This window comes from Corynebacterium sp. AOP36-E1-14, from assembly GCF_052377495.1.
Lineage (GTDB): Bacteria > Actinomycetota > Actinomycetes > Mycobacteriales > Mycobacteriaceae > Corynebacterium.
The window spans coordinates 44,666-66,275 of the sequence record NZ_JBQSWV010000019.1; the positions used below are offsets into that span (position 1 = coordinate 44,666).

At 70.0% G+C, this 21,610-nt stretch carries 19 protein-coding genes; 16 read left to right on the forward strand and 3 right to left on the reverse strand.

The window, feature by feature from the left end:
- Nucleotides 1-14 precede the first annotated feature (14 nt).
- Nucleotides 15-395 (reverse strand): GNAT family N-acetyltransferase, encoded by a 381-nt coding sequence (locus tag ACT3TD_RS09975; RefSeq protein WP_301441731.1) that lies wholly within the window; start codon nucleotides 393-395, stop codon nucleotides 15-17.
- 111 nt (nucleotides 396-506) lie between these two features.
- On the opposite strand from ACT3TD_RS09975, the gene ACT3TD_RS09980 reads away from it, so the two are divergent.
- Together ACT3TD_RS09980 and ndk are read left to right on the forward strand one after the other, a co-directional pair.
- Nucleotides 507-1,184 carry a YoaK family protein gene (locus tag ACT3TD_RS09980; protein ID WP_301441730.1) on the forward strand — a complete coding sequence of 226 codons (678 nt, stop codon included), beginning with the start codon at nucleotides 507-509 and terminating at the stop codon, nucleotides 1,182-1,184.
- 34 nt (nucleotides 1,185-1,218) lie between these two features.
- Complete coding sequence (gene ndk / locus ACT3TD_RS09985; RefSeq protein WP_301441729.1) at nucleotides 1,219-1,629, forward strand: nucleoside-diphosphate kinase; 411 nt, start codon at nucleotides 1,219-1,221, stop codon at nucleotides 1,627-1,629.
- A 134-nt stretch (nucleotides 1,630-1,763) separates the two neighbouring features.
- Here the strand turns inward: ndk and ACT3TD_RS09990 are convergent, their stop codons facing one another.
- A complete protein-coding gene (locus ACT3TD_RS09990) occupies nucleotides 1,764-2,579 on the reverse strand; it encodes a hypothetical protein (RefSeq protein ID WP_301441728.1) in 816 nt (271 codons plus the stop codon).
- A gap of 412 nt (nucleotides 2,580-2,991) precedes the next feature.
- Here ACT3TD_RS09990 and ACT3TD_RS09995 point away from each other — a divergent pair, with 412 nt between their 5' ends.
- The 8 genes from ACT3TD_RS09995 to ACT3TD_RS10030 all read left to right on the forward strand — a co-directional run bounded on the left by ACT3TD_RS09995 (nucleotide 2,992) and on the right by ACT3TD_RS10030 (nucleotide 14,363).
- Nucleotides 2,992-6,528, forward strand: a complete 3,537-nt coding sequence (locus ACT3TD_RS09995) for a translation initiation factor IF-2 N-terminal domain-containing protein (protein ID WP_301441727.1) — start codon at nucleotides 2,992-2,994, stop codon at nucleotides 6,526-6,528.
- Between the two features lie 314 nt (nucleotides 6,529-6,842).
- Nucleotides 6,843-7,145: a 50S ribosomal protein L21 gene (rplU, locus tag ACT3TD_RS10000; RefSeq protein WP_301441726.1), complete on the forward strand. Its 303-nt coding sequence runs from the start codon at nucleotides 6,843-6,845 to the stop codon at nucleotides 7,143-7,145.
- Nucleotides 7,146-7,204: 59 nt separating this feature from the next.
- Nucleotides 7,205-7,471: a 50S ribosomal protein L27 gene (rpmA, locus tag ACT3TD_RS10005; protein ID WP_038549531.1), complete on the forward strand. Its 267-nt coding sequence runs from the start codon at nucleotides 7,205-7,207 to the stop codon at nucleotides 7,469-7,471.
- Between the two features lie 111 nt (nucleotides 7,472-7,582).
- Nucleotides 7,583-8,548 carry an ABC transporter substrate-binding protein gene (locus ACT3TD_RS10010; RefSeq protein WP_441579615.1) on the forward strand — a complete coding sequence of 322 codons (966 nt, stop codon included), beginning with the start codon at nucleotides 7,583-7,585 and terminating at the stop codon, nucleotides 8,546-8,548.
- A 96-nt stretch (nucleotides 8,549-8,644) separates the two neighbouring features.
- Nucleotides 8,645-10,159, forward strand: a complete 1,515-nt coding sequence (gene obgE, locus ACT3TD_RS10015) for a GTPase ObgE (RefSeq protein WP_441579616.1) — start codon at nucleotides 8,645-8,647, stop codon at nucleotides 10,157-10,159.
- 188 nt (nucleotides 10,160-10,347) lie between these two features.
- Nucleotides 10,348-11,655 (forward strand): glutamate 5-kinase, encoded by a 1,308-nt coding sequence (gene proB, locus ACT3TD_RS10020; RefSeq protein ID WP_441579617.1) that lies wholly within the window; start codon nucleotides 10,348-10,350, stop codon nucleotides 11,653-11,655.
- Nucleotides 11,656-11,734: 79 nt separating this feature from the next.
- Entirely contained in the window at nucleotides 11,735-13,075 is a 1,341-nt protein-coding gene (locus ACT3TD_RS10025) for a glutamate-5-semialdehyde dehydrogenase (protein WP_301441723.1), read from the forward strand.
- 484 nt (nucleotides 13,076-13,559) lie between these two features.
- Nucleotides 13,560-14,363, forward strand: coding sequence for a hypothetical protein (locus ACT3TD_RS10030; RefSeq protein WP_301441722.1), 804 nt, complete (start codon nucleotides 13,560-13,562; stop codon nucleotides 14,361-14,363).
- 15 nt (nucleotides 14,364-14,378) lie between these two features.
- Here ACT3TD_RS10030 and ACT3TD_RS10035 read toward each other — a convergent pair whose 3' ends face one another.
- Nucleotides 14,379-15,317, reverse strand: coding sequence for a YwiC-like family protein (locus tag ACT3TD_RS10035; RefSeq protein WP_441579618.1), 939 nt, complete (start codon nucleotides 15,315-15,317; stop codon nucleotides 14,379-14,381).
- A 171-nt stretch (nucleotides 15,318-15,488) separates the two neighbouring features.
- Here ACT3TD_RS10035 and nadD point away from each other — a divergent pair, with 171 nt between their 5' ends.
- From nadD to ACT3TD_RS10065, 6 genes are all read left to right on the forward strand, one after another.
- Nucleotides 15,489-16,226 carry a nicotinate-nucleotide adenylyltransferase gene (nadD, locus tag ACT3TD_RS10040; RefSeq protein WP_441579621.1) on the forward strand — a complete coding sequence of 246 codons (738 nt, stop codon included), beginning with the start codon at nucleotides 15,489-15,491 and terminating at the stop codon, nucleotides 16,224-16,226.
- Nucleotides 16,227-16,335: 109 nt separating this feature from the next.
- Entirely contained in the window at nucleotides 16,336-16,824 is a 489-nt protein-coding gene (rsfS, locus tag ACT3TD_RS10045; RefSeq protein WP_301441720.1) for a ribosome silencing factor, read from the forward strand.
- Between the two features lie 6 nt (nucleotides 16,825-16,830).
- Nucleotides 16,831-17,577: a histidine phosphatase family protein gene (locus ACT3TD_RS10050; RefSeq protein WP_301441719.1), complete on the forward strand. Its 747-nt coding sequence runs from the start codon at nucleotides 16,831-16,833 to the stop codon at nucleotides 17,575-17,577.
- Nucleotides 17,574-18,863, forward strand: a complete 1,290-nt coding sequence (locus tag ACT3TD_RS10055; RefSeq protein WP_441582098.1) for a DegV family protein — start codon at nucleotides 17,574-17,576, stop codon at nucleotides 18,861-18,863. The genes ACT3TD_RS10050 and ACT3TD_RS10055 overlap by 4 nt, the downstream gene beginning before the upstream one ends.
- 303 nt (nucleotides 18,864-19,166) lie before the next feature.
- Nucleotides 19,167-20,006 carry a ComEA family DNA-binding protein gene (locus ACT3TD_RS10060; protein WP_441579619.1) on the forward strand — a complete coding sequence of 280 codons (840 nt, stop codon included), beginning with the start codon at nucleotides 19,167-19,169 and terminating at the stop codon, nucleotides 20,004-20,006.
- Nucleotides 19,987-21,610 (forward strand): ComEC/Rec2 family competence protein (locus tag ACT3TD_RS10065; RefSeq protein ID WP_444637986.1); only part of this gene is annotated, 1,624 nt, incomplete at its 3' end. The genes ACT3TD_RS10060 and ACT3TD_RS10065, both read left to right, overlap by 20 nt.

The following is a 21,610-nucleotide window of genomic DNA, read 5'->3' on the forward strand; positions in this document are numbered from 1 at the left end:
CGTGCGGCGGCGGGTCACACCTCGCCGGCGTGCTCCAGGACGTACTCGTCGATCTCGGTGGTGGGGGCGTCGAGCGGGCCGTCGTACCCGTTGCGCTTGATCCAGGAGGCCACGAACTGGCAGGACGGCACCACCGTGAGTCCCTGATCACGGGTGTCGGCCAGGGCCTCGCGGACCAGCAGGCTTCCCAGCCCACGGCCGGCGTAGTCGTCGGAGACGATGGTGTGGTGGAAGATCCGCTCCGGCCCGTCCGGCGCACCGTGCTCGGTGTCGCGGTCCACGAAGTAGGCTGCGCCGGCGCGGGTGCCGTCGGCGAGGTAGAGCCCGTAGGCGTTGCCCTTCGACCTCAGACGGACGGTGACGGGGTTCCCTTTCTTGTCCGTGAGTTCAGTCATTGTCTCTCCTTGTCACCAGTGTCATCTCGTTCCCGTGTTCTTCCTGTGTCGAATCTATCAGGGAAACGGCGGGGCCGACATGGCCAACCTCGCGGGTAGCATGACCTTTCGATGAATACATATCGACCCGGGGAACGGGTCCTCGCCATGTGCCTGTCGGCCGTCGCCGGCTACGCCGACTCCATCGGCTTCATGTTCTACGGCGGGGTGTTCCTGTCGTTCATGTCCGGCAACAGCACCCGCCTGGCCGTCTCCTTCGTGGAGGACGACGCCGAACTCATGCGCCTGGCGGGACGCTGCATCGTGCTGTTCATGGCCGGGGTCATGCTCGGTGCCCTGGTCCACCGCCTGGTCACCCGCCGGTGGGGACGCTACCGCTCGCGCGAGGCGGTGCTCGCCACCGTCTCGACGATCTTCGTGGCGTCCTGCGCGCTGCTGGCCCTCGACGCCGAGGTGTGGGCGGTGATGCTGCTGTCGGTGGGCATCGGTGCGCTGAACTCCGTCTTCGAACGCGACGGGGAGGTCAGCATCGCGTTGACCTACGTGACCGGGACATTGGTGAAGGCCGGACAACGGTTCGTGGACTCCTTCTTCGGCGGACGCATCTCGGCGTGGGTGTACCCGCTGCTCATGGCACTGTGCCTGTCGGCCGGGGCGATCGTCGGTGCGCTGAGTTTCTTCCACGCCGGGCTGAGTGCGGTCGTGCCGCTCACCGGCTTCCTCGTGGTCGTCACCGTGGTCAACCAGGTGCTGCGCAGTCGCCGGCGACGCCTGGGCTTGCCGCTTTAACTTGTGTTCACCCGTGTTCGGTAGGCTGATGCCCATGACTGAACGCACTCTCATCCTCATCAAGCCGGACGGTGTCGCCCGCGGCCTCGTCGGCGAGATCATCGCCCGTATCGAGCGCAAGGGCCTCACCCTCTCCGCCCTGGACCTGCGTGTCGCCGACCGCGAGACCGCAGAGAAGCACTACGCCGAGCACGCCGACAAGCCGTTCTTCGGCGAGCTGGTCGACTTCGTCACCTCCGCCCCGATGATCGCGGGCATCGTCGAGGGCGAGCGCGCCATCGACGCCTGGCGTCAGCTGGCCGGCGGCACCGACCCGGTCGCCAAGGCCACCCCCGGCTCCATCCGCGGCGACTTCGCCACGGCCGTCGCCGAGAACGTCGTCCACGGCTCCGACTCCCCGGAGTCCGCCGAGCGCGAGATCGGCATCTGGTTCCCGAACCTCTGATCCGCCGCTCCACGGCTCCCCGCCGCGACTCCTACGAGGTCGTGGCGGGGAGTTTTTCGTGCCCGTGCCTGTGTCATGTCAGCTGGGTCATGCCCCAGGTAGGAGAACACCGATTTCCCGACCTGGGGCATGACTCAGCTGACAGGGGCAGTGCCCACCGGTCCGCGCGCGAGGGCGTCGCGTCCGTCCTCGGTCAACGTCACCCACCGCACGACCGTGGTGGCGTCCTTGCGCTCACGCAGGACGACGGCCAGGCCGCGTGCGGTGAGCGAGCGCAGCGCGGCGTCCAGCGTCTCGTCGCGTGAGGCGTCCGGTGAGGCGTCCGACAGGAGCGGGGCGGAGAGGTCGGCGAGGACGTCGCGACGCACCTGGCGTCCCCCGGGGACCGCCTGGGCGGCGTAGAGGGTGGAGGCGACCGCGTCGGTGTCGTCCGACGGGGACCAGTCCGGCTCGGTGGCGAAGACCGTCGACAGTGCGACGTAGCCCTCCGGCCGGGCACCTTCGATCACGAATGCGCGCCAGAAGACCACCAGGCTCACCACCGTCACCACCGCGGCGTAGATCCACCCGACGGTGGCGGAGTCGATCAGCTGACCGATCCACATCAGCACGTAGATCCCGGGGACGGCGAAGGACAGGAACGTGCGCAGCGTCTTGTTCGGGCTCTGAGGCTCCTCCATGGTGCCGCCGACCTCCGCCGGGGAACGGTCGTCGGCACGCATCGGGGCGTACTCGTTGCTTCGCAGTCCCTTCGCCCGCAGCGACATGCCCAGGTACATTGCGCCGATGAGCAGCACCACCGCGGCGAGTGAGAGGGTCCACGGTCCTGCGATGGGGGAGGACGAGGCGCCGACGAAGGTGGCGAACAGCACGGCCGCCACCACGCGCCCGGGGAGGGCGGGGGTGACGGAGTCCTGAATCTGTTGGAGAGTGCGAAATTCGGGGCTCATATAAGCCACCGTAACGTGTTGCACAGCTCGCAGCACGGGGGGCGGTGTGGCGGGGCCCCGTCCGGCGGCCGCAGTGTGCAACAATGTGCGGAGACACGTGCAGCACCCGGGAAGACGGTGTGCTCCGAATGTCGGACAGATTTCTAGGCACGACAACCGTGCAGACAACATCGAATATGAATGCCACGGCGGCACGACCCCGTACGACTCGGGTGGACGACGCGACAGTGTGGCTGCGACCTGATCGGACCGATCACACGCGCCCGCTCTTTTCCCGGGGACCAGTTCCCGGGCCGTCCACCGGGACGTCCTTGACGGGGACGCCGCGACCGCACCACCTCGACGAGAGCGTCGGGACGTGGTGGGCGGTCGCGAACGACGTTCCGTACGTGGCAGGTCAAGAGGAGAAAGCATGGCGAAGACAGGCCAGGAACTTGCCGCAGCTGCGGCAGACGTGAAGGTCGCCGACCTGGGGGAGAAGGTCCGTGTCCACGCACTGGCCAAGGCCCTGGGGATCCCGAGCGCGCAGATGATCACCGTGCTGGGGGAGCATGGTGTGGAGAACAAGCGGGCCGCGTCGACGGTGACCAGTGCCGAGGCGGAGCGGGTGCTCGGCGAGATCGGCAAGGCCGGGAAGGCTGAGAAGGCGGAGAAGGCTCCCGCGAAGAAGGCCCCCGCGAAGAAGACCCCGGCCAAGAAGGCTCCCGCGAAGAAGCGGGCGCCGCGGACGACGGCGACGAAGACGAAGCCTGCCGCTGAGGCCGCTGCCGCGGCAGAGCCCGCGGCAGAACCCGTAGTAGAGCCCGCAGTCGAATCGGCGCAGCCGCCGAAGGAGCAGGCGGCACCGACGCGTCGTCGGGCACGTTCCGGCAAGGTGACGCGCAAGGCCGCGGCCCCCGTCGCACCTGCTGAGCCCGTCGAGGCAGTTGAGCCCCTCGCGGCTGTCGAGCCCGAGGCGAAGCCGGCACAGCAGTCGACCGCGGCAGCGCCGGAGGCATCCGAGACGCCCGAGACGAAGAACACGGGGTCGGCGTCGCGCCGTCGCCGGCGTCGGCGCGTGAGCCGTCCGGCCGGACAGGACGCCGCCATGGACACCAGGGACACCACGGATGGCACGGACACGGCAGACACCGCCGCGACCGAGCAGAAGCAGGAGCAGGCGGCCGCCCCGAAGGCGCAGGCGCCGAAGAAGCGGGCTCCGAAGCAGGCCCCGAAGAAGCAGGCCGAAAAGAAGCAGCAGCCCCAGCCCGAGCCCCAGCCGGAGCAGGTGAAGGAACCGGTGCAGGAGGCCGCGGCGGAAGCACAGCCGGAGGCAGAGGCGCCGCGTCCGGTGGTGCGTCGTCGGATCGTCCGACGTGTCGGTTCGCGCAGCGCGGCGGCCGGTGCGGAGGCACTGCGTCGCGAACGCGAGGAAGAAAACAGCGTCAACAACAGCGGCAACAACGCCGGCAGCAACGCTCCGGCGTCCGACGAGCAGGGCGAGGGGTCGGCGTCCTCCCGTCGTCGTCGCGGCAGCCGTGGTCGCGGCCGGGGCCGCGCCGACCAGCAGGACCAGAACGAGCAGCCCAAGCAGGACCAGCCGAAGCAGCAGAAGCAACAGTCCGCGCAGGACACGCAGCAGGACTCGCAGCAGGAGAAGTCCCAGGAGAAGGCCCCCGAGCAGACCCCGGTCGTCGACGAGCCGGTGAAGCTCAAGGGTTCCACGCGGCTGGAGTCGAAGCGCCGGTGGCGTCAGGAGCAGGGCAACGAGAAGCACCGGGCGGTCACCCGCGCGGAGTTCCTCGCGCGCCGCGAGAACATCTTCCGCTCCATGGTCGTGCGCGACGCCCACCGTCACGACGGCAACGGCTGGACCACCCAGGTCGGCGTCGCGGAGGACGGCTTGCTCGTGGAGCACTTCGTCACCAGCGACGACCAGCAGTCCACCATCGGCAACATCTACCTGGGGCGCGTGCAGAACGTGCTGTCCAGCATGGAGGCCGCCTTCGTCGACATCGGAACGGGCCGCAACGCCGTGCTCTACGCCAGCGAGGTCGACTGGCGCTCCGGGCACGTCCGCGGCCGTTCGCGGCGCATCGAATCGGCGCTGAAGCAGGGAGACCAGGTGCTCGTGCAGGTCATCAAGGAGCCGCTCGGGCACAAGGGCGCCCGGCTGACCAACCGCGTCAGCTTCGCCGGACGCTACCTCGTGTACGTCCCCGGCGGACGCACGCAGGGCATCTCCCGCAAGCTGCCGGAGGCCGAGCGCAAGCGTCTCAAGTCGATCCTGCAGCGCGTGGTGCCCGAGGACGGCGGCACGATCATCCGCACCGCCGCCGAGGGTGTCAGCGAGGAGAAGATCGCCGAGGACGTCGACCGTCTGCACCGCCGCTGGGTGGACATCACCGAGCGTGAGGAGAAGGAGCGCGCCAAGAAGGGCGCCTCCCCGGTGACCATGTACGAGGAGCCGAACCTACTGGTCAAGGTGGTTCGCGACATGTTCAACGAGGACTTCAACGAACTCGTCGTCGACGGCAACCGGTCCTGGCAGCGGGTGCGCGACTACGTGCACCGCATGGCCCCGGACCTGGAGTCGCGCGTGGTGCGCTGGAACCCCGAGGAGCACGGCGGCGACGACGTCTTCGCCGCCTACGAGCTCGACGCGCAGCTGTCCAACGCGCTGAGCCAGAAGATCTGGCTGCCGTCGGGTGGCTACCTGATCATCGACAAGACCGAGGCGATGACGGTCATCGACGTCAACACGGGCAGCTTCGTCGGCTCCGGCGGCAACCTCGAGGAGACGGTCACCAAGAACAACCTGGAGGCCGCCGAGGAGATCGTGCGCCAGATGCGCCTGCGCGACATCGGCGGGATGATCGTGGTCGACTTCGTGGACATGGTGCTCGAGGAGAACCGTGACCTGCTGCTGCGCCGGCTGCACGAGTACCTCGCCGCCGACCGCACGAAGCACAAGGTCTCCGAGGTCACCAGCCTGGGCCTGGTGCAGATGACGCGTAAGCGCCTGGGCGTCGGCCTGGTGGAGACCTACTCCACGCAGTGCGAAACCTGCCACGGCCGCGGCATCATCCTGCACGACGACCCGGTGGAGCACGAGGAGGTCGACGACCGCCAGGAGCGCCGCGACCATGGTGGCCGCGAGGGGCTCAAGCAGGCCCGTCACGAGCAGGAGATCCGCAAGCGCTACGAGGACAGCGCCATCGAGGACGCCCCTGCGCCCGCGCAGGAGGACCAGCACGCCACCGCCGACGCCACCGCTGACGCCACCGCCGAGGTCGCCAAGACCGTGCACGGCACCCACGCGCAGGGCGGTCGCCGACGGCGCAAGGGGTCGGCCCCGGATTCGGGTCCCGAGTCCGTGCAGGACATCGTCGCCTACGCGCTGAGCCGCGCCGGCGAGGAGGACCCGGACGAGCCCAGCGGCTCGGACTACGTGTCTGACGAGGAGTTCAGCGAGTCCGCCGACGACGCCACGGAGCAGCTCCTGCGCGGCATCGTTCAGGACGAACCCGCGCAGGACGTTCCGGCGCAGGACGAGCCGACGCAGGACGCTCCGGCGCCGGTGGCAACGTCGCGTCGCAAGGACCGTCGCGGTCGCCGCGTGGTGCGCCGCGTGGCCCCGGCCGAGCCGGTTGTTGAGCCTGCCGAGCCTGCTGTCGAGCAGGTCGCCGAGGCTGCCGCAGAGACTGCCGGCGACTACGAGTCGGCGAAGGAGGCGTTCGAGCGCTCGCCGCGTCGTCGCCGACGCGTCCGCGGCAACTCCCGCTCCGACGTCGCCCCGCGGCCGCAGGACTACGGTGCCGAGGCGTCCGACGCCGGACGTCCCGCCGAGCCCGCTGAGGCAGTACAGGACGTCGCCGAGTCGTCCTCACCCGAGCCCGCGCGCTCAGCGGCCCCGCAGGTGCGTTCGGACCGCAGGGGCCGACGCCGGGTGGTGCGTAGCGCCCGGTGAATCACCGGCGTGTCGTTCCCCGTCCGGCCCGCACCCTGTGGAAGCGGTGGAGATTTTGTTTTCCCGGGGTAGGGCGGTAGCCTTGCATAGTCGCTGTTCGACCATTGGTCGATCGTGTCCGTCGGCACCCCGGTTACAACCGGGGAGCTACGGTTGCGCCGCACGTCCGGCGCAGAATCGATCGGGTCGGACGCAGTGAAATAAGCAATGAAGTCCAGTCAGATTGCCTTTTCAGGCCGTGTCCCGCCCCGTGCGGGGATGCTCGGTGGAGGGGCGGCCTGAGCCGAGTAGAGAAACAAAGGGGTAGCCCTTCCATGTACGCGATCGTCAAGACCGGCGGAAAGCAGTACAAGGTTGCCGAAGGTGACCTCGTCAAGGTCGAGAAGATCGAGGGAGAGCCCGGTTCGTCCGTGGCCCTCACCCCGGTTCTCCTCGTCGATGGCGCTGACGTCACTTCCGGTGACAACCTCGCCGACAAGACCGTTGCTGCCGAGATCGTCGACCAGACCAAGGGTAAGAAGATCAACGGCATGCACTACCGGAACAAGACCGGTTACAAGCGTCGTTACGGCCACCGTCAGCAGCTGACCGTCCTCAAGGTCACCGGCATCAAGTAAACCCAGCGACCGCTGCGTCCCGCGCGGCGGTACGAGCTTTTCCGAGGAGGGAAAAGACCATGGCACACAAGAAGGGTGCTTCCAGCTCCAGCAACGGTCGCGATTCCGAGTCCAAGCGTCTCGGTGTCAAGCGTTTCGGTGGTCAGCAGGTCAAGGCCGGCGAGATCCTGATCCGTCAGCGCGGTACCTCGTTCCACCCCGGTGAGAACGTCGGACGCGGCGGCGACGACACCCTGTTCGCCCTGAAGGGCGGCGCCGTGCAGTTCAGCACCCGCCGTAACCGTCGTCTGGTGAACATCGTCGAGAACGAGACCGTCGAGGCCTAAACCTCCGGTCACCGCCGTCCGCGGCGGTAGAGCCCCGGGACATCCCTGATGTCCCGGGGTTTTGTTCTGCGCATTGCGCCGTGACCAATGGTGAGGCTATCTTTAGTTCTGATGAACTCACCGAACCTCACAGCATCAGCGGCGGGGATCACCCGCCGTGCCTTCTTCGCCGGGGCCCTCGGGCTCGGCGCCACCGGTCTGCTCGCGGCCTGCGGCAGCGGGGGAGACGGCGGAAGCGGCGACACCCAACCCTCCGGCGCGGCCGGCGGTTCGGAGGATCAGGGGCTGCGCGTCGTCGCGCTGAACACCGGGCAGTTCGAGACCTGCCTCGCCCTCGGCGCCCTGCCCGTCGGCATCGCCCTGGCCAGCTCCGTCGGCACGGTCTCCGACGGCATCCCCGACTTCGTCAAGGACCGCTTCGGATCGCAGTTCGACCTGGACACCGTGGAGTCGGTGGGTGAGCGCCAGGCGCCGGACCTGGAGGCCGTCGCCGCACTGGACCCCGACCTGATCCTGTCCAACAAGCGCGCCGACCCCACCCTGCTCGACCAGCTCGGCCAGCTCGCCGAGGTGGTGCTGTCCAACGGCGGGTCGGAGGAGTGGAAGGCCGACCTCGGGGTGATCGGCGACGCGCTCGGTGTCCCGGACCAGGCCGAGGAACTCCTGGAGAGCTACGAGACCCGAGCCCGTGACTGGGCGGAGCGCCGGGGCAGCGACGGCACGGTGTCGCTGGTGCGCGGCAAGGGCGACGAGTACCTCATGATGGGCGCGCGGGCGCTGGCGAGCATCGTGGCAGTCGACTCCGGGCTGACCCGCCCGGAGAACCAGACCTTCGACGACGCCCCGGGCCACGACATCTCCCTGGAGAACGCCGCGGACCTCGACGCGGACTGGTTGTTCTACGGCTTCCCGCAGGGTGCGGCGGACGTGACCTCCAGCGACTCGTGGACCGCGCTGCCCGTGGTGCAGGAGGGGCGTGCCTTCGAGGTGGAGGTCGACCCGTGGTTCCTCAACGCCTCGGTCGTCGCCGCCGACCGGGTCCTGGACGACATGATGGAGCTGATCGGGGATGCCTGACCTGCGGTGCTGAGGCCCGTGTCCGGAGCGGGTGGTAGGATCGTCGGGATTCTCCAACCACCCCTTTTAACCGCCTGAACTGGAGGGCGTCCAATCATGTCACGCTTCGTGGACCGAGTCGTCCTGCATCTGCAGGCCGGCGACGGCGGAAACGGCTGCGCCTCGGTGCGCCGCGAGAAGTTCGTCCCCCTCGGCGGCCCGGACGGCGGCAACGGCGGGCACGGCGGGGACGTGGTCCTGGAGGTCGACCCGCAGGTCCACACCCTGCTCGACTTCCACTTCCACCCGCACATCAAGGCCGAGCGCGGTGCCGCCGGTTCCGGCGACCACCGACACGGCGCCCGCGGCAAGGACCTCGTGGTCCAGGTGCCCGCCGGCACCGTCGTGCTCGACGAGAAGGGCGAGGTCCTCGCCGACCTCACCACCAAGGGGCAGCGCTACGTCGCCGCCGCCGGTGGCCACGGTGGTCTGGGCAATGCCTCGCTGGTGTCCAAGGCACGTAAGGCGCCCGGTTTCGCCCTGCTGGGTGAGCCCGGTGAGATCGGCGAGATCACCCTGGAGCTCAAGTCCATGGCGGACGTGGGCCTCGTCGGCTTCCCGTCGGCCGGTAAGTCCTCGCTGGTCAGCGTGCTGAGTGCGGCCAAGCCGAAGATCGCCGACTACCCTTTCACCACGCTGCAGCCCAACCTGGGCGTGGTCAACGTGGGCCATGAGGTCTTCACCATCGCCGACGTGCCCGGTCTGATTCCCGGTGCGAGCCAGGGCAAGGGACTGGGCCTGGACTTCCTGCGCCATATCGAGCGCACCGCCGTGCTCGTGCACGTGGTGGACTGCGCGGCGCTGGAGTCCGACCGTAACCCGGTCGACGACATCCGTGCCCTGGAGACCGAGCTCAAGGACTACGAGTCTGAGCTGTCGGCGGACGCCGGCCTCGGCGACCTCAGCGACCGCCCCCGGGTGATCGTCCTGAACAAGATCGACGTGCCGGACGCCCGCGAGATGGCCGAGATGATGCGCCCCGAGCTCGAGGAGGCCTTCGGCTGGCCGGTCCTGGAGATCTCCACCGCCACCCACGAGGGCCTGGACCCGCTGCGCTACGCGCTGATGGGGATCGTCTCCGAGCACCGGCGCGCCCACCCCGTCGAGGAGGTCGCCCCGCAGGTCGTCACCCCGAAGAACCTGCGCGGCAAGGGCCGCGGCAAGTTCGCCGACTTCGAGGTCAGCAAGGACCCGGAGTTCGAGGACGCCTACATCGTCTCCGGTTCGAAGCTGGAGCGCTGGATCATCCAGACCGACTTCGAGAACGACGAGGCCGTGGGTTACCTCGCCGACCGCCTGGCCAAGGCCGGTGTCGAGGAGGCGCTGTACAAGGCCGGTGCCTCCGCCGGTGACGAGGTGACCATCGGTGCGATCACCTTCGAGTGGGAACCGCAGACCTCCGCCGGCGTGGACCTGCTGCCCTCCGGGCGCGGCACGGACCGCCGCCTGGACCGCACGGGGCGTTCCACCTCCGACGAGCGCAAGCGTGCCTCCCAGGCCCGCCGCGGCCTGATCGACGAGTACGACTTCGGCGACGGCGAGGAGCCGGACCGCGAGCGCTGGCAGGGCTGATCCCCAGACCGACTTCAGCCTGAGCCTCTTCGGGCCACGCCCAGCCACCCGGACACCCGATTCCGGGGGAGGGTGCGGGGCCCCGCGATGTGGGAGTTTCGTCGGACGTGTCCGAGTTCCCTCCCGTTGCGGGGCCCCTTCGCCCGTCTCGTGGCGAGGAACGGTGCCACTGGTCCATAATGAAAGACATGTCTGACACCACTGATGCCTCTGACATGTCCGCAGAGCCCACGGTATTTGAGTACCCTGCGCCCCTGGAGTTCGGGACGGATGCTGTGCATCAGCCCGGTCCCGTCATCCCGGCGACCTCCAAGGAATTCCCGGACGCCGAGGTCAGTGAGGATTCCCCGGCCTACGGCCACCACTCCGACGTCCGTGAGACGATCCGCACCGCCAAGCGTGTGGTCGTCAAGATCGGTTCGTCCAGCCTGACCGACGAGACCGGCCTGGTCAGCCCGGACCGGATCGACGTCATCGCCGACGCGCTGGAGGCGCGCATGGACCGCGACACCGACGTGATCGTCGTGTCGTCCGGCGCCGTCGCCTGCGGCATGGGCCCGCTGGGCCTGGCGCAGAAGCCCACCGACCTGGCGACGAAGCAGGCCGCCGCGGCGTCCGGCCAGGTTCTTCTCGCCCAGGAGTGGGCCCGCAGCTTCGCGCGGTACGGACGCTCCGTCGGTCAGGTGCTGCTCACCGCCTCCGACGCGGCGCGGCGTGACCGCGCGCGCAACGCGCAGCGCACCATCGACCGGCTGCGCCAGCTGCGCGCCGTGCCGATCGTCAACGAGAACGACACGGTGGCGACCTCGGAGATGCGCTTCGGCGACAACGACCGTCTGGCGTCCCTGGTGTCCCACCTGACCTACGCCGATGCGCTGGTGCTGCTCTCCGACGTCGCGGGCCTCTATGACCGCAACCCCGCCGAGCCGGACGCCCGCTTCATCGCCGAGGTGCGTACCAGCAAGGACCTGCGCGGCGTCGTCGCCGGCGACGGGGGACGGCTCGGCACCGGCGGTATGGCGGCGAAGGTGTCCGCCGCCCGGCTGGCGTCGCGCGCGGGCATCCCGGTGCTGCTGACGTCCACCGAGAACATCGGCGCGGCGCTGGACGAGGCCATGGTCGGCACGTGTTTCTGGCCGCGGGAGGACCGCCTGTCCGCCTGGAAGTTCTGGGTGCTCTACGCCGCCGACTCCGCCGGCACGCTGCACCTGGACGCCGGTGCGGCCGCGGCGATGGAACGCCACAGCTCCCTGCTCGCCGTGGGCGTCGCGCGGGTGGACGGTGCCTTCACCTCCGGCGAGGTGCTGGACATCGTGGGCCCGGACGGCGACCTCATCGGCCGCGGCGAGGTCAACTACGACTCCGCGACGCTGGAGGGCATGGTCGGCAAGTCGACCGCGGACCTGCCGGAGTTCGCGCAGCGTCCGGTGATCCACGCCGACTACATGGCGACGTACTCGAACCGTCAGTCGCGGGTCTACGGCGCGACGAGCTGACCCACCGCCTGAGCCGGTCACCCAGATTGTTGAACAATCTGGGTGATTTTTGTGTGCCGGTCACGTAACCTTGGGTGTCATGACCGACGCGAACACCGCCCAGAACCCGTCCACCGCCACCGCCACCTCCGGCGACACCGCCGGGCTGACTCCCGTGCGCGCCGCCGAGCGCGAGGAGGTTCTCGCCAAGGCGCAGAAGGCCCGCGAGGTCTCCCAGCGTCCCGCGCTGACCACCACGCAGAAGAACGACCTGCTCCTCGCCGCCGCCGACCGCCTCGTCGCCGAGACCGACTCCGTGCTCGAGGCCAACGGCCGCGACATCGACGCCGGACGGGAGCGCGGCATGTCCGAGTCCCTCATCGACCGCCTCAGCCTGGACGCCGCCCGCGTGGAGGGCATCGCCGGCGGCCTGCGCCAGGTCGCCGACCTCGCCGACCCGGTGGGGGACGTGGTGCGCGGTTCGCGTCGTCCCAACGGCCTGGAGATGCGCCAGGTCCGCGTGCCGCTCGGCGTGATGGGCATGGTCTACGAGGCCCGCCCCAACGTCACCGTCGACGCCTTCGGCCTGGCCGTGAAGTCCGGCAACGTGCCGCTGCTGCGTGGCTCCAAGTCCGCACAGAACTCCAACGCCCGCCTCGTGGAGATCCTCCAGGACGTGTGCGAGGAGCACGGCCTGCCGCGCGAGACCGTGCAGCTGCTTCCCTGCGAGACCCACGACTCCGTCCAGGACCTGATCACCGCCCGTGGCCTGGTCGACATCGTGATCCCGCGTGGCGGCGCGGGCCTGATCAACGCCGTGGTCACCGGTGCGACCGTGCCCGCCATCGAGACCGGCACCGGCAACTGCCACTTCTACGTGGACGGCTCCGCCGACGTCGACGAGGCCATCGAGCTGGTCATCAACGGTAAGACGCGCCGCTGCTCGGTGTGCAACGCCACCGAGGTCGTGCTGCTCGACGCCGCCCTGCCCGACGAGGACAAGAAGCGCGTTCTGACCTCCCTGCAGGACGCCGGGGTCACCGTGCACGGCGAGGTCTCCGAGCTCTCCGCCCTGGGCGTGGGCGACGTGGTCCAGGCCGAGGAGAAGGACTGGACCGACGAGTACGGCTCCTTCGACATCGCCGCGGCGATCGTGGACGGGGTCGAGGCCGCGGTCGCCCACATCACCCGCTACTCCACGGGCCACACCGAGGCGATCAGCGCTACGGACTACAAGGCCACGAAGTACTTCGAGCAGAACGTGGACGCCGCCGCGGTGATGATCAACACCTCCACCGCCTGGACCGACGGTGAGATGTACGGCTTCGGCGCCGAGATCGGCATCTCCACCCAGAAGCTCCACGCCCGCGGGCCGATGGGCCTGCCGGAGCTGACGAGCACGAAGTGGATCGTCAACGGCGAGGGCCAGGTCCGGCCCTAGCTAGCTGTACTTCCCGCGGGCGGCGCCCCCTCCATGCGGAATAGTCGCCCGCCCAGGTAGGGAATCGGGGTGAAATGCTGCCTGGAGGGGTGATCGCTCTGAAGCGGGGGCCGGGCCGAGTGGGGGAGAGCGGCACGGCCCGTGGGGAGCGGCGAGTTCGCAACCCCGGAGGTTGGTGTGACTGACCTCCGGGGTTGCTGTCTGCGCGGGGAGGGGAACGCCCGAGTCGCCGCCCGCGGTGCAGTGCTCCCGCGCGCGCCGGCCGTCTCCGCCGACAGCCCCCGCCGCCTCGGTCCCGGGTGCGGAATAGTCGCCCGCCCAGGTAGGGAATCGGGGTGAAATGCTGCCTGGAGGGGTGATCGCTCTGCAGCGGGGGCAGGGGAGAGTGGTGAAGAGGGTCGCGGCTCGTGGACAACGGCGACGGGACAACCCCGCGAGGTTGGTGTGACGGGCCTGAGGGGCGGCTCTCTGTAGGATGCCTTGCATGACGAAACATTCTCGGGAGACTCTCACCGTGATGGTACTGACCGCCACCCTGGTCGCCGCCATCGTCACTCCGGCGACGGCCCAGGCAACACCCCAGTGCCCGTCGGTGGTCACCCTCGCCGCCCGCGGCAGTGAGGAGGAGGAGACGTACGCGCCCGAGGCGTCCAACGGGTTCTCCAACGGGTACGAGGGCGAGACGCTCCACCGCTTCCTCACCTACGCCAGCGCCACCCACCCGGGCCTCTTCGCTGCAGGTGAGAGCACCGTGCTGGCGGTCGACGCCGAGCGTTACCCTGCACGGTTCCCCGTCGGGGAGGCCGGCGAGGACCCCGGCCCGGCGACGATCGTCTCGGGTGTGGGCCTGTTCGTCGACTCCATGGCCCGCGGGCTGCCCGGCGGCATCGAGATGGTCGAGGAGTACGAGCGCGAGTCAGGCTGCCGGCCGGAGTACGTGGGCCTGGGATATTCGCAGGGTGTCGCGGCGCTCGCCCCGGTGCAGCACGTGCTCGCCGCGCAGGGTCGGCTACGTGGCGCGGTGTACCTGGGCAATCCGTTCCACCGCGCCCCGGAGCTCATCGGCGGCGGGGCGATGGCGGATGTCCCGGTGCACAGTTTCTGTCTGCCGGACGACTTCGCGTGCGACACGGGCCCGCGCGCGGTCGTCGCCGCGTTGCAGGACGACGAGGGCGCCGGTGCGCACGACACCTACTTCCGCGACGCCGTAGTGGACCCGGATGCGGCAGGCCCCGGTGAGCGTGAGGCGGCGGACGTCCTCGCCGGCCTCGTCACGGCCACCCGATGAACAGCCCGGTAGAAGTCAGTGGATGAAGAGCACCAGCGGGCCGGAGTACAGCAGTGCGGCCATGATGCAGGCCACGGTGACGCCCAGGTGCAGCGGCATCTCGCGCATGCCGACCTTCTTCGGCGGCCAGGGCGTCCCCGCTGCGGCGGACGCTGGCACCGCCCGTGAGCGCCACAGCGCTGCGGCGAAGACGACCACCGCGAGCAGCCAGGCGGCCCAGTGCACGTGGTTGACGAACAGCGTCGCCGCCACGGCGAGCAGGGCGGCGAGGTGGTAGATCTGTGATCCGAGCAGCCAGGCACGGTCGCCCTTCTTGCGGATCATGGTCTTGACGTAGGGCACGGTGCCCACGGTGTACAGCAGCAGCCACAGGAAACTCACCCACACCGCCGCCGGCAGCGCGTCGACGACGTCCGGCGTGAACAGGTTGGACGTCCACGTCACCCCGCCACCGACGGGGGAGGACGCCCCGAGGGCGATCGTCGCGCCGACGGGCACGATGAACGCCGAGGCGGCCGTGGTCGCCACGCCGGACGCCAACGACCGGGGCGTCCCCCGCCATGTCTCGTACACGGCGATCGCGACGAGCGGGCCGAAGACGAACACCCACCACAGCAGGTGCGGCTGCAGCAGCAGTGCGGCGAGGCCGGCGAGAGCGGCGAGGGTCCCGTAGACCAGCGCGGGCGTGCGCGCGCGGCGGCGCATCGTGGGGTTGCGCGAGCGCATGAACAGTCCGATGGCGAAGAACGCCAGGTAGCCGACGGTCCAGGCCACCGTCACCGCCAGGAAGGTCAGGGCCATGCCGGCGGTGCCGTGCAGCCCGTCGCCGAGGTTGGCCGGGGTGAGCGTGTCCCAGATCTTCAGGCACCAGAACAGTGCGATGACCGGTGGGACCACCACCATCGGCCATGCGCCGTGCTGGTTGGGGATCCACGGGTTCAGTCTCGTCGCCATGGGGAAATGATATCGCGGTGAGATACGTTCGTCGTGCTTTCTTTCGTACCTGGGTTACCCGTAGCATGGGCGGACGTGAGCCAGAACCGCCGACCGGAACAGCGTCCGGAACATAGTCCGGAACACCGTCCCGACCGTTTCCCGGACAAGCCGCCGGAGCGTATCGGGGTGATGGGTGGCACGTTCGACCCGATCCACAACGGGCACCTCGTCGCCGGCAGCGAGGTCGCCGACCGGTTCGGGTTGGACGTGGTGATCTACGTGCCCACCGGACACCCGTGGCAGAAGCGCGACAAGGTCGTCACCGCCGCGGAGGACCGGTACCTGATGACCGTCATCGCCACGGCGGCGAACCCGCAGTTCCTGGTGTCGCGCGTGGACATCGACCGGCCCGGGGCGACGTACACCGTGGACACGCTCAAGGACATCCAGCGCCGCTACCCGGACGCCGAGCTGTACTTCATCACCGGGGCGGACGCGCTGGAACGCATCGTGACCTGGCGTCACTGGGAGGACGTGTTCAACCTCGCGCACTGCGTGGGCGTGACACGTCCCGGCTACGACCTGGCGGACGCCGGGGAGGCGCTGCGCAGCCAGGTCGACTCCGACCGGTTGAGCCTGGTGAACATCCCGGCGATGGCCATCTCCTCGACGGACATCCGCGAGCGCGCGCAGGACGGACGCTCGGTCTGGTACCTCGTGCCCGACGGGGTGGTGCAGTACATCGGCAAGACCGCGCTGTACCGGCGCGGCAACAAGGACAGCCACGGCGGGCTGCCGTGGGCGGTGTCGGACCCGGAGGACCTGGGGGAACTGGGGGACCCGGCAGATCCCGACGCGGACGTGGAGCCGGACGTGGACTGGAACCCCGAGGAGGACGGCGACCGCTTCCCCGACGGCTGGTTCTGAGCCCCTGCGGCAGGTCGCCGGGTGCCTGATGCTGCGATCCGACGTCCGGCTTGTAGAATCACTGGCGGAAAACATCTGACCTCTACCCCCATGAAGGATCCGGCACCACGTGACCGCTAGCTCCGACGCCATCAACCATGCGGGCATCGCCGCCCGCGCCGCCGCCGAGCGCCTCGCCGAGGACGTCGTCGTACTCGACGTGACCTCCCGAATGCCGCTGGCGGACTGCTTCGTGCTGGCCACCGGCGACAACGAGCGCATGGTCAACTCCATCGTCGACGAGGTGGAGGAGAAGCTCGCCGAGGTCGGCGTGAAGGCCCGCCTGCGCGAGGGCCACCGCGACAACCGGTGGGTCCTGCTGGACTACAGCACCATCGTGGTGCACGTCCAGCGCCGCGAGGAGCGCGAGTACTACGCCCTCGACCGCCTGTACCGCGACTGCCCGACCGTGGAGGTCGAGGGTGTGGAGCAGGCCGACCGTGGCTTCTGGGCCAGCGACGTCAGCGCCGAGGAGATCGACGCCGACGACCCCTTCGCCGCGCAGAGCGTCGCCGACCTGCCGCTGGCGGGCCCGGCACCCGACGAGGACGAGCTCTAGGAACCGGTGACCGTGTCCCCGGGGGTGTCCTCCCAGGTCCAGGGGACACGTCTGCCCGAACGCAGGCTGATCCTGATCCGCCACGGGCAGACCGAGTTCAACCTGGCCGGACGTATGCAGGGTCAGTTGGACACGCCGCTGACCACCGCAGGACGCGCCGAGGCCGAGGCCGCCGCGGCGGAGCTGGGCACCTGGCCGATCGGCACGGTGGTCAGCTCGGACCTGCAGCGTGCCCGCGACACCGCCGCCCTGCTCGCCGAGGCCCTCGGCATGGGCTACACCACCGACGCGCGGCTGCGCGAGACCGACCTCGGTGACTGGTCCGGCAAGGCCCACGAGGACGTGGACGCGGTGTTCCCCGGCCAGCGTTCCCACTGGCGGCTGAACCCCACGTGGGCACCGCCGAACGGGGAGACCCGCCTGGAGGTCTCCGACCGTGCCTCCGAACTCGTCGACGAACTCATGGCCGACGACGCGTGGGACGCCGGGACGGTGATGCTCGTCGCGCACGGCGGTACCATCGCCGCGTTGACCTCCCGCCTGCTCGGCATCCCCACGGAGCACTACCCGATGTTCGGTGGCCTGGGGAACGCACGCTGGTCGCAGCTGGTCGCGCGTCCCACCGTGGATCTTGGCGACCCGGCCCTGTGGCGCGAGCCCCGCTGGTTCCTGGAGGGGTGGAACGTGGGCGTTGCGGCGCCGAGGCCGGTGGCCGTGGTGAACGCGGACGAAGGTGAGGTGACCGGGCGATGAGCGTACTGGTGGTCACCGACTCGTCGGCGTGCCTGCCTCCGGCGTTGGCCACGGAGTACGGCATCACCGTCCTGGACTTCCACGCCGAGGGCGAGGGGGAGGACGAGACGACGGCCGGACTCGGGGCACTGGAGCTCACGGCCTGTTACGCCCGGCTGCTGGAACGCGGTGGGGACGACGGGGTCGTCGCCCTGCACATCTCCAAGGAACTGTCCGGCACCTGGTCGTCTGCGTCGCAGGCCGCCGCCGTGCTCGACGGGCGGGTTGAGGTCATCGACACCATGTCCGGTGGCATGGTCATCGGGCAGGCGGCGATCGCCGCGGCACGCTGCGCCGACGACGGTGGTTCGCTGGACGAGTGCCGCGGGGTCGCACAGCACGCCATCGACACCGGCCAGTTGTGGCTGTTCGTGAACCGGCTGGACACCCTGGCCCGCGGTGGACGTCTCACCGCAGGTCAGCGACTGTTGTCCACGGCGTTGGCGATCAAGCCGATCATGCACCTGGCCGGTGGACGCCTGGAGCTCGCGGCGAAGACCCGTACCCGCTCGAAGGCGATGGAGCGCATGGTGACCCTCGCCGCCAACGCCTACCGTGGCGTGGCCGAGGGGTTGCTGCCGGCGGAGGAGCTGGAGGATTCGGAGTCGGACGGCCCGGAAGGCTCGGAGGGCTCGGAGGGCTCGGAGGGAGCGGCGTCCCGGGATCCTGCCGCGACGGTCGCTGCATCGGAGGCCGACGAGGTCACCGCCACGGTGGACACGGACGGTGCCGACAGCGCGGATGATGTTGACGGTGTTGATGCTGCTGGCGATTCCGATGATTCCGATGAAGCCGTGTCTCCGTCCGACGATGACTCCGCCGGGAATGACGAGGTCGTGGAGGACGCCGGCACCGGGGAATCCACGGAGAAGCCCGAATCCGACGATGCCTCGGAGCGTCCCCGAATCTTCAGCTTCGGTGGCCGAGACAAGGCGGACAAGGAGAAGGCCGACAAGCCTGACAAGGCCGAGAAGACAGACAAGGCAGAGAAGCCGGAGAAGGCTGAGTCCGAGCGTTCGCGGTCCCGGCGTCGTGGCGAGGACCTCGTTCCGCTGGTCGACCTGCCCCGCGTGCCGATGCACCTGGCCGTGCACCACCGTGAGGCGGAGGAGGCTGCCGAGCAGTTGCGCGCGAACCTGCGTGAGAAGCTGCCGGACTGCGTGGTGATCTCGGTGGTGGACATCTCCCACGCGATGGCGGTGCACACCGGCCCCGGGGCACTCGGGGTCTCCCTGGTCCAGGACTAGCTCAGGACTAGCTCAGGACTTGTCCCGCACTGCCCCTCGTCCGTACGTGAAATAGTCGCCCTCCCAGGTAGGAAAACAGCCAGAATCGCTGCCTGGGAGGGTGATCGCTCTGCAGGGGGGGGGCGGACCGGCGGGCAGCGCGGGGATTTCATCCACAGCCCCCGGGTTGTCCACAGCGTCCTGGGGCGATGGGAGGAACCGGGGCAGCTGGTGTCCGGGCATGCACTTACATGGTGACCCATGGGCGGAGACGCAGAGCACAGGACACCGGCATCACGCCGGCGAGGCGGCACACGGCAGGCGGTGGCTGACAGGGTGGAGGCCCTGACCCAGCCGGTGCCGGGCCATGAGCTGGCGGATGTCCGGTTCGAGCGTCGGACCGTGATCGGTCCTAGGTCCGCCCGGATCATGATGGCGACGGTCGCGGCTCTGGTGGTCGTGGTGGGAGGGGTGATGCTGGTCAACGACAGGGACGGTGGCGGCGCCGGCGACGATGCCCGGGGGGACGTCGTGGCAGGACTGTCACCAGGGGAGGACAAGGAGGCGGGAGTGCCAGGGGTGTCGGGGGTCGCCGGGGTAGAGCCGGCGGGGGACACCGGGGGAACTGGCGCGGACGGGGACGGTGACAGGGACGGCGCCGCAGGTGTGGGGCCTGTGGTGGTGTCGGTGCAGGGGTTGGTGCACCGGCCGGGTCTGGTCACCGTCGACGCCGGGACCAGGGCAGGTGAGGTGATCGACCGCTCGGGAGGGGTCCGGGGGGACGGTCGTGTGGAGGGGATCAACCTCGCCGAACCCGTGGTCGACGGCATGCAGATCGTGGTGGACCCGGAGGGCTCGCGGGTGCTGTACCCGGGGGAGCGCGGCGAACCCGCGCAGCAGCAGTCACCGCAACAGGCACAGCAAGAACAGAACCGACAGCAAGAGGGCCAACCAGGCGGCACGGACAGCGCCGGCCTGGTGAACATCAACACCGCGGACGCGACCGGGCTGGCCACGTTGTCCGGGGTGGGCCCGGCGACGGCGGAGGCGATCGTCGCCTGGAGGGAGGCGAACGGGTCCTTCGGTGCGGTGGAGCAGTTGATGGAGGTCAAGGGCATCGGGCCGGCGAAGTTCGAGGCGTTGCGTGACGGCGTCACGGTCTGACTGGTCGGTCAACCCCGACCTCACTCCGCACCCGGGGTCGGGCACGCCGTGGTCGGCCAGGGACCGTGATCCGGTCAGCCCGGACGTGGTGCGTGCACGTCGGGGCCCAGATCTGCGTCTGGTGCCGTTCGCGGTGGCGGTGTGGTTGGCGGTGACGCTGACGATCGTGGTGCGCACCCCGTGGATCGCCGCAGGTCTGCTCGTCGCCGCCGGTGTGGCGGGGGCGGGTGTGGTGTGTCTGGGGCCGTTTCGCCCCGGGGCGTCGGTGGCGGAGGACCGGCCACGGGTGGTCGTGCGCACGTGTGCGTTGGTGGCGGCGGTGGCCGCGGCGTGGTCGGGCCGGGCGTCCTGGCTGGTGGCGCGGGTGGACCGCCATGAGTTGCGTGGCACTTCGACGCGCCTGGCGCAGGACGTGGAGCTGGCGACGGCGCCGAAGCGGCTGCCGGGCGGCAGCGTCCTGCTGAATGTGCGCGTGGAGGAGCTGGGCACGGTGCCGGTGTTCCTCGACGCCCGCGACGTGGAGCCGGCGGTGTTGTCGTGGCAGCCGGGGACGACGCTGGCGCTGCAGGCGGTGGCGTCGGGGACGCAGGACGCGGCGATGGTGCCGCTGCGGCTGTCGGCGTCCGGCGTCCCGCAGGTCGTCGCCGCGCCGGACGGTCTGGCCGGGGTGACCGCGCACCTGCGCGCCGGGTTGGCGCAGGCGGCGCAGGGGCTGCCGGGTGGCACCGGTGACCTGGTGCCGGGCATGGTCGTCGGCGACGTGAGCATGCAGGATCCGGTGGTGCGCGAGCAGTTCCTGGCCACCGGGCTCACCCATCTCACGGCCGTGAGCGGCGCCAATCTCGCCATGGTCACGGGCAGCGTGCTGGTGCTGGCGACGGCGATGGGCTGGCCGCGGTGGACGCGCTACGCGGCCGCGGCGTCCTGCCTGGTGGCGTTCGTGCTGCTGGTGGGCCCGGAGCCGAGTGTGCTGCGGGCCGCGGTGATGGGTGCGGTGGGGTTGGTGGCGGCGTTGTCGGCGCGTCGGGCGCACGGGTATGCGGCGTTGTCGGCGGCGGTGGTCGTGCTGCTGGCGGTGGATCCGGGCCTGGCGGTGGAGTACGCGTTCATTCTGTCGGTCGCGGCGACGGCGGGGATCGTGGCGTTGGCGCCGCTGGTCGCCCGCCGGATGCTGCAGGGCTGGACGCGGCGCAGGACGGCCCGGCGGGGGCGTCACCATCCGCCGGCGCGGTGGCAGGCGATGCTGGTGGGCCTGGTGGCGGTGAGTCTGGTGGCGGACGTGGTCACCGCCCCGGTGATCGTGCAGATGACCGGGGTGGTCTCCCCGACGGCGGTGCTGGCCAATGTGCTGGTCGGGGTGGCGGTGCCGCCGGTGACGGTGGTGGGCATGCTCGGCGCGCTGCTGGCCGGGGTGCACGTCGGCGCGGCGACGGTGGTGCTGTGGGGCGCGGCGCTGCCGGCGTGGTGGATCCTGACCGTGGCGGCACGGTTGTCGCAGGTCCCGGTGCTGCACACCCCGGGCGGCATGGTGGCTGCGGCGGTGCTGGTTCTCGTCGCGGTGGCCGTGGTGACGGTAGTGGTGTCGGCACGCTGGCGGCGTGCGG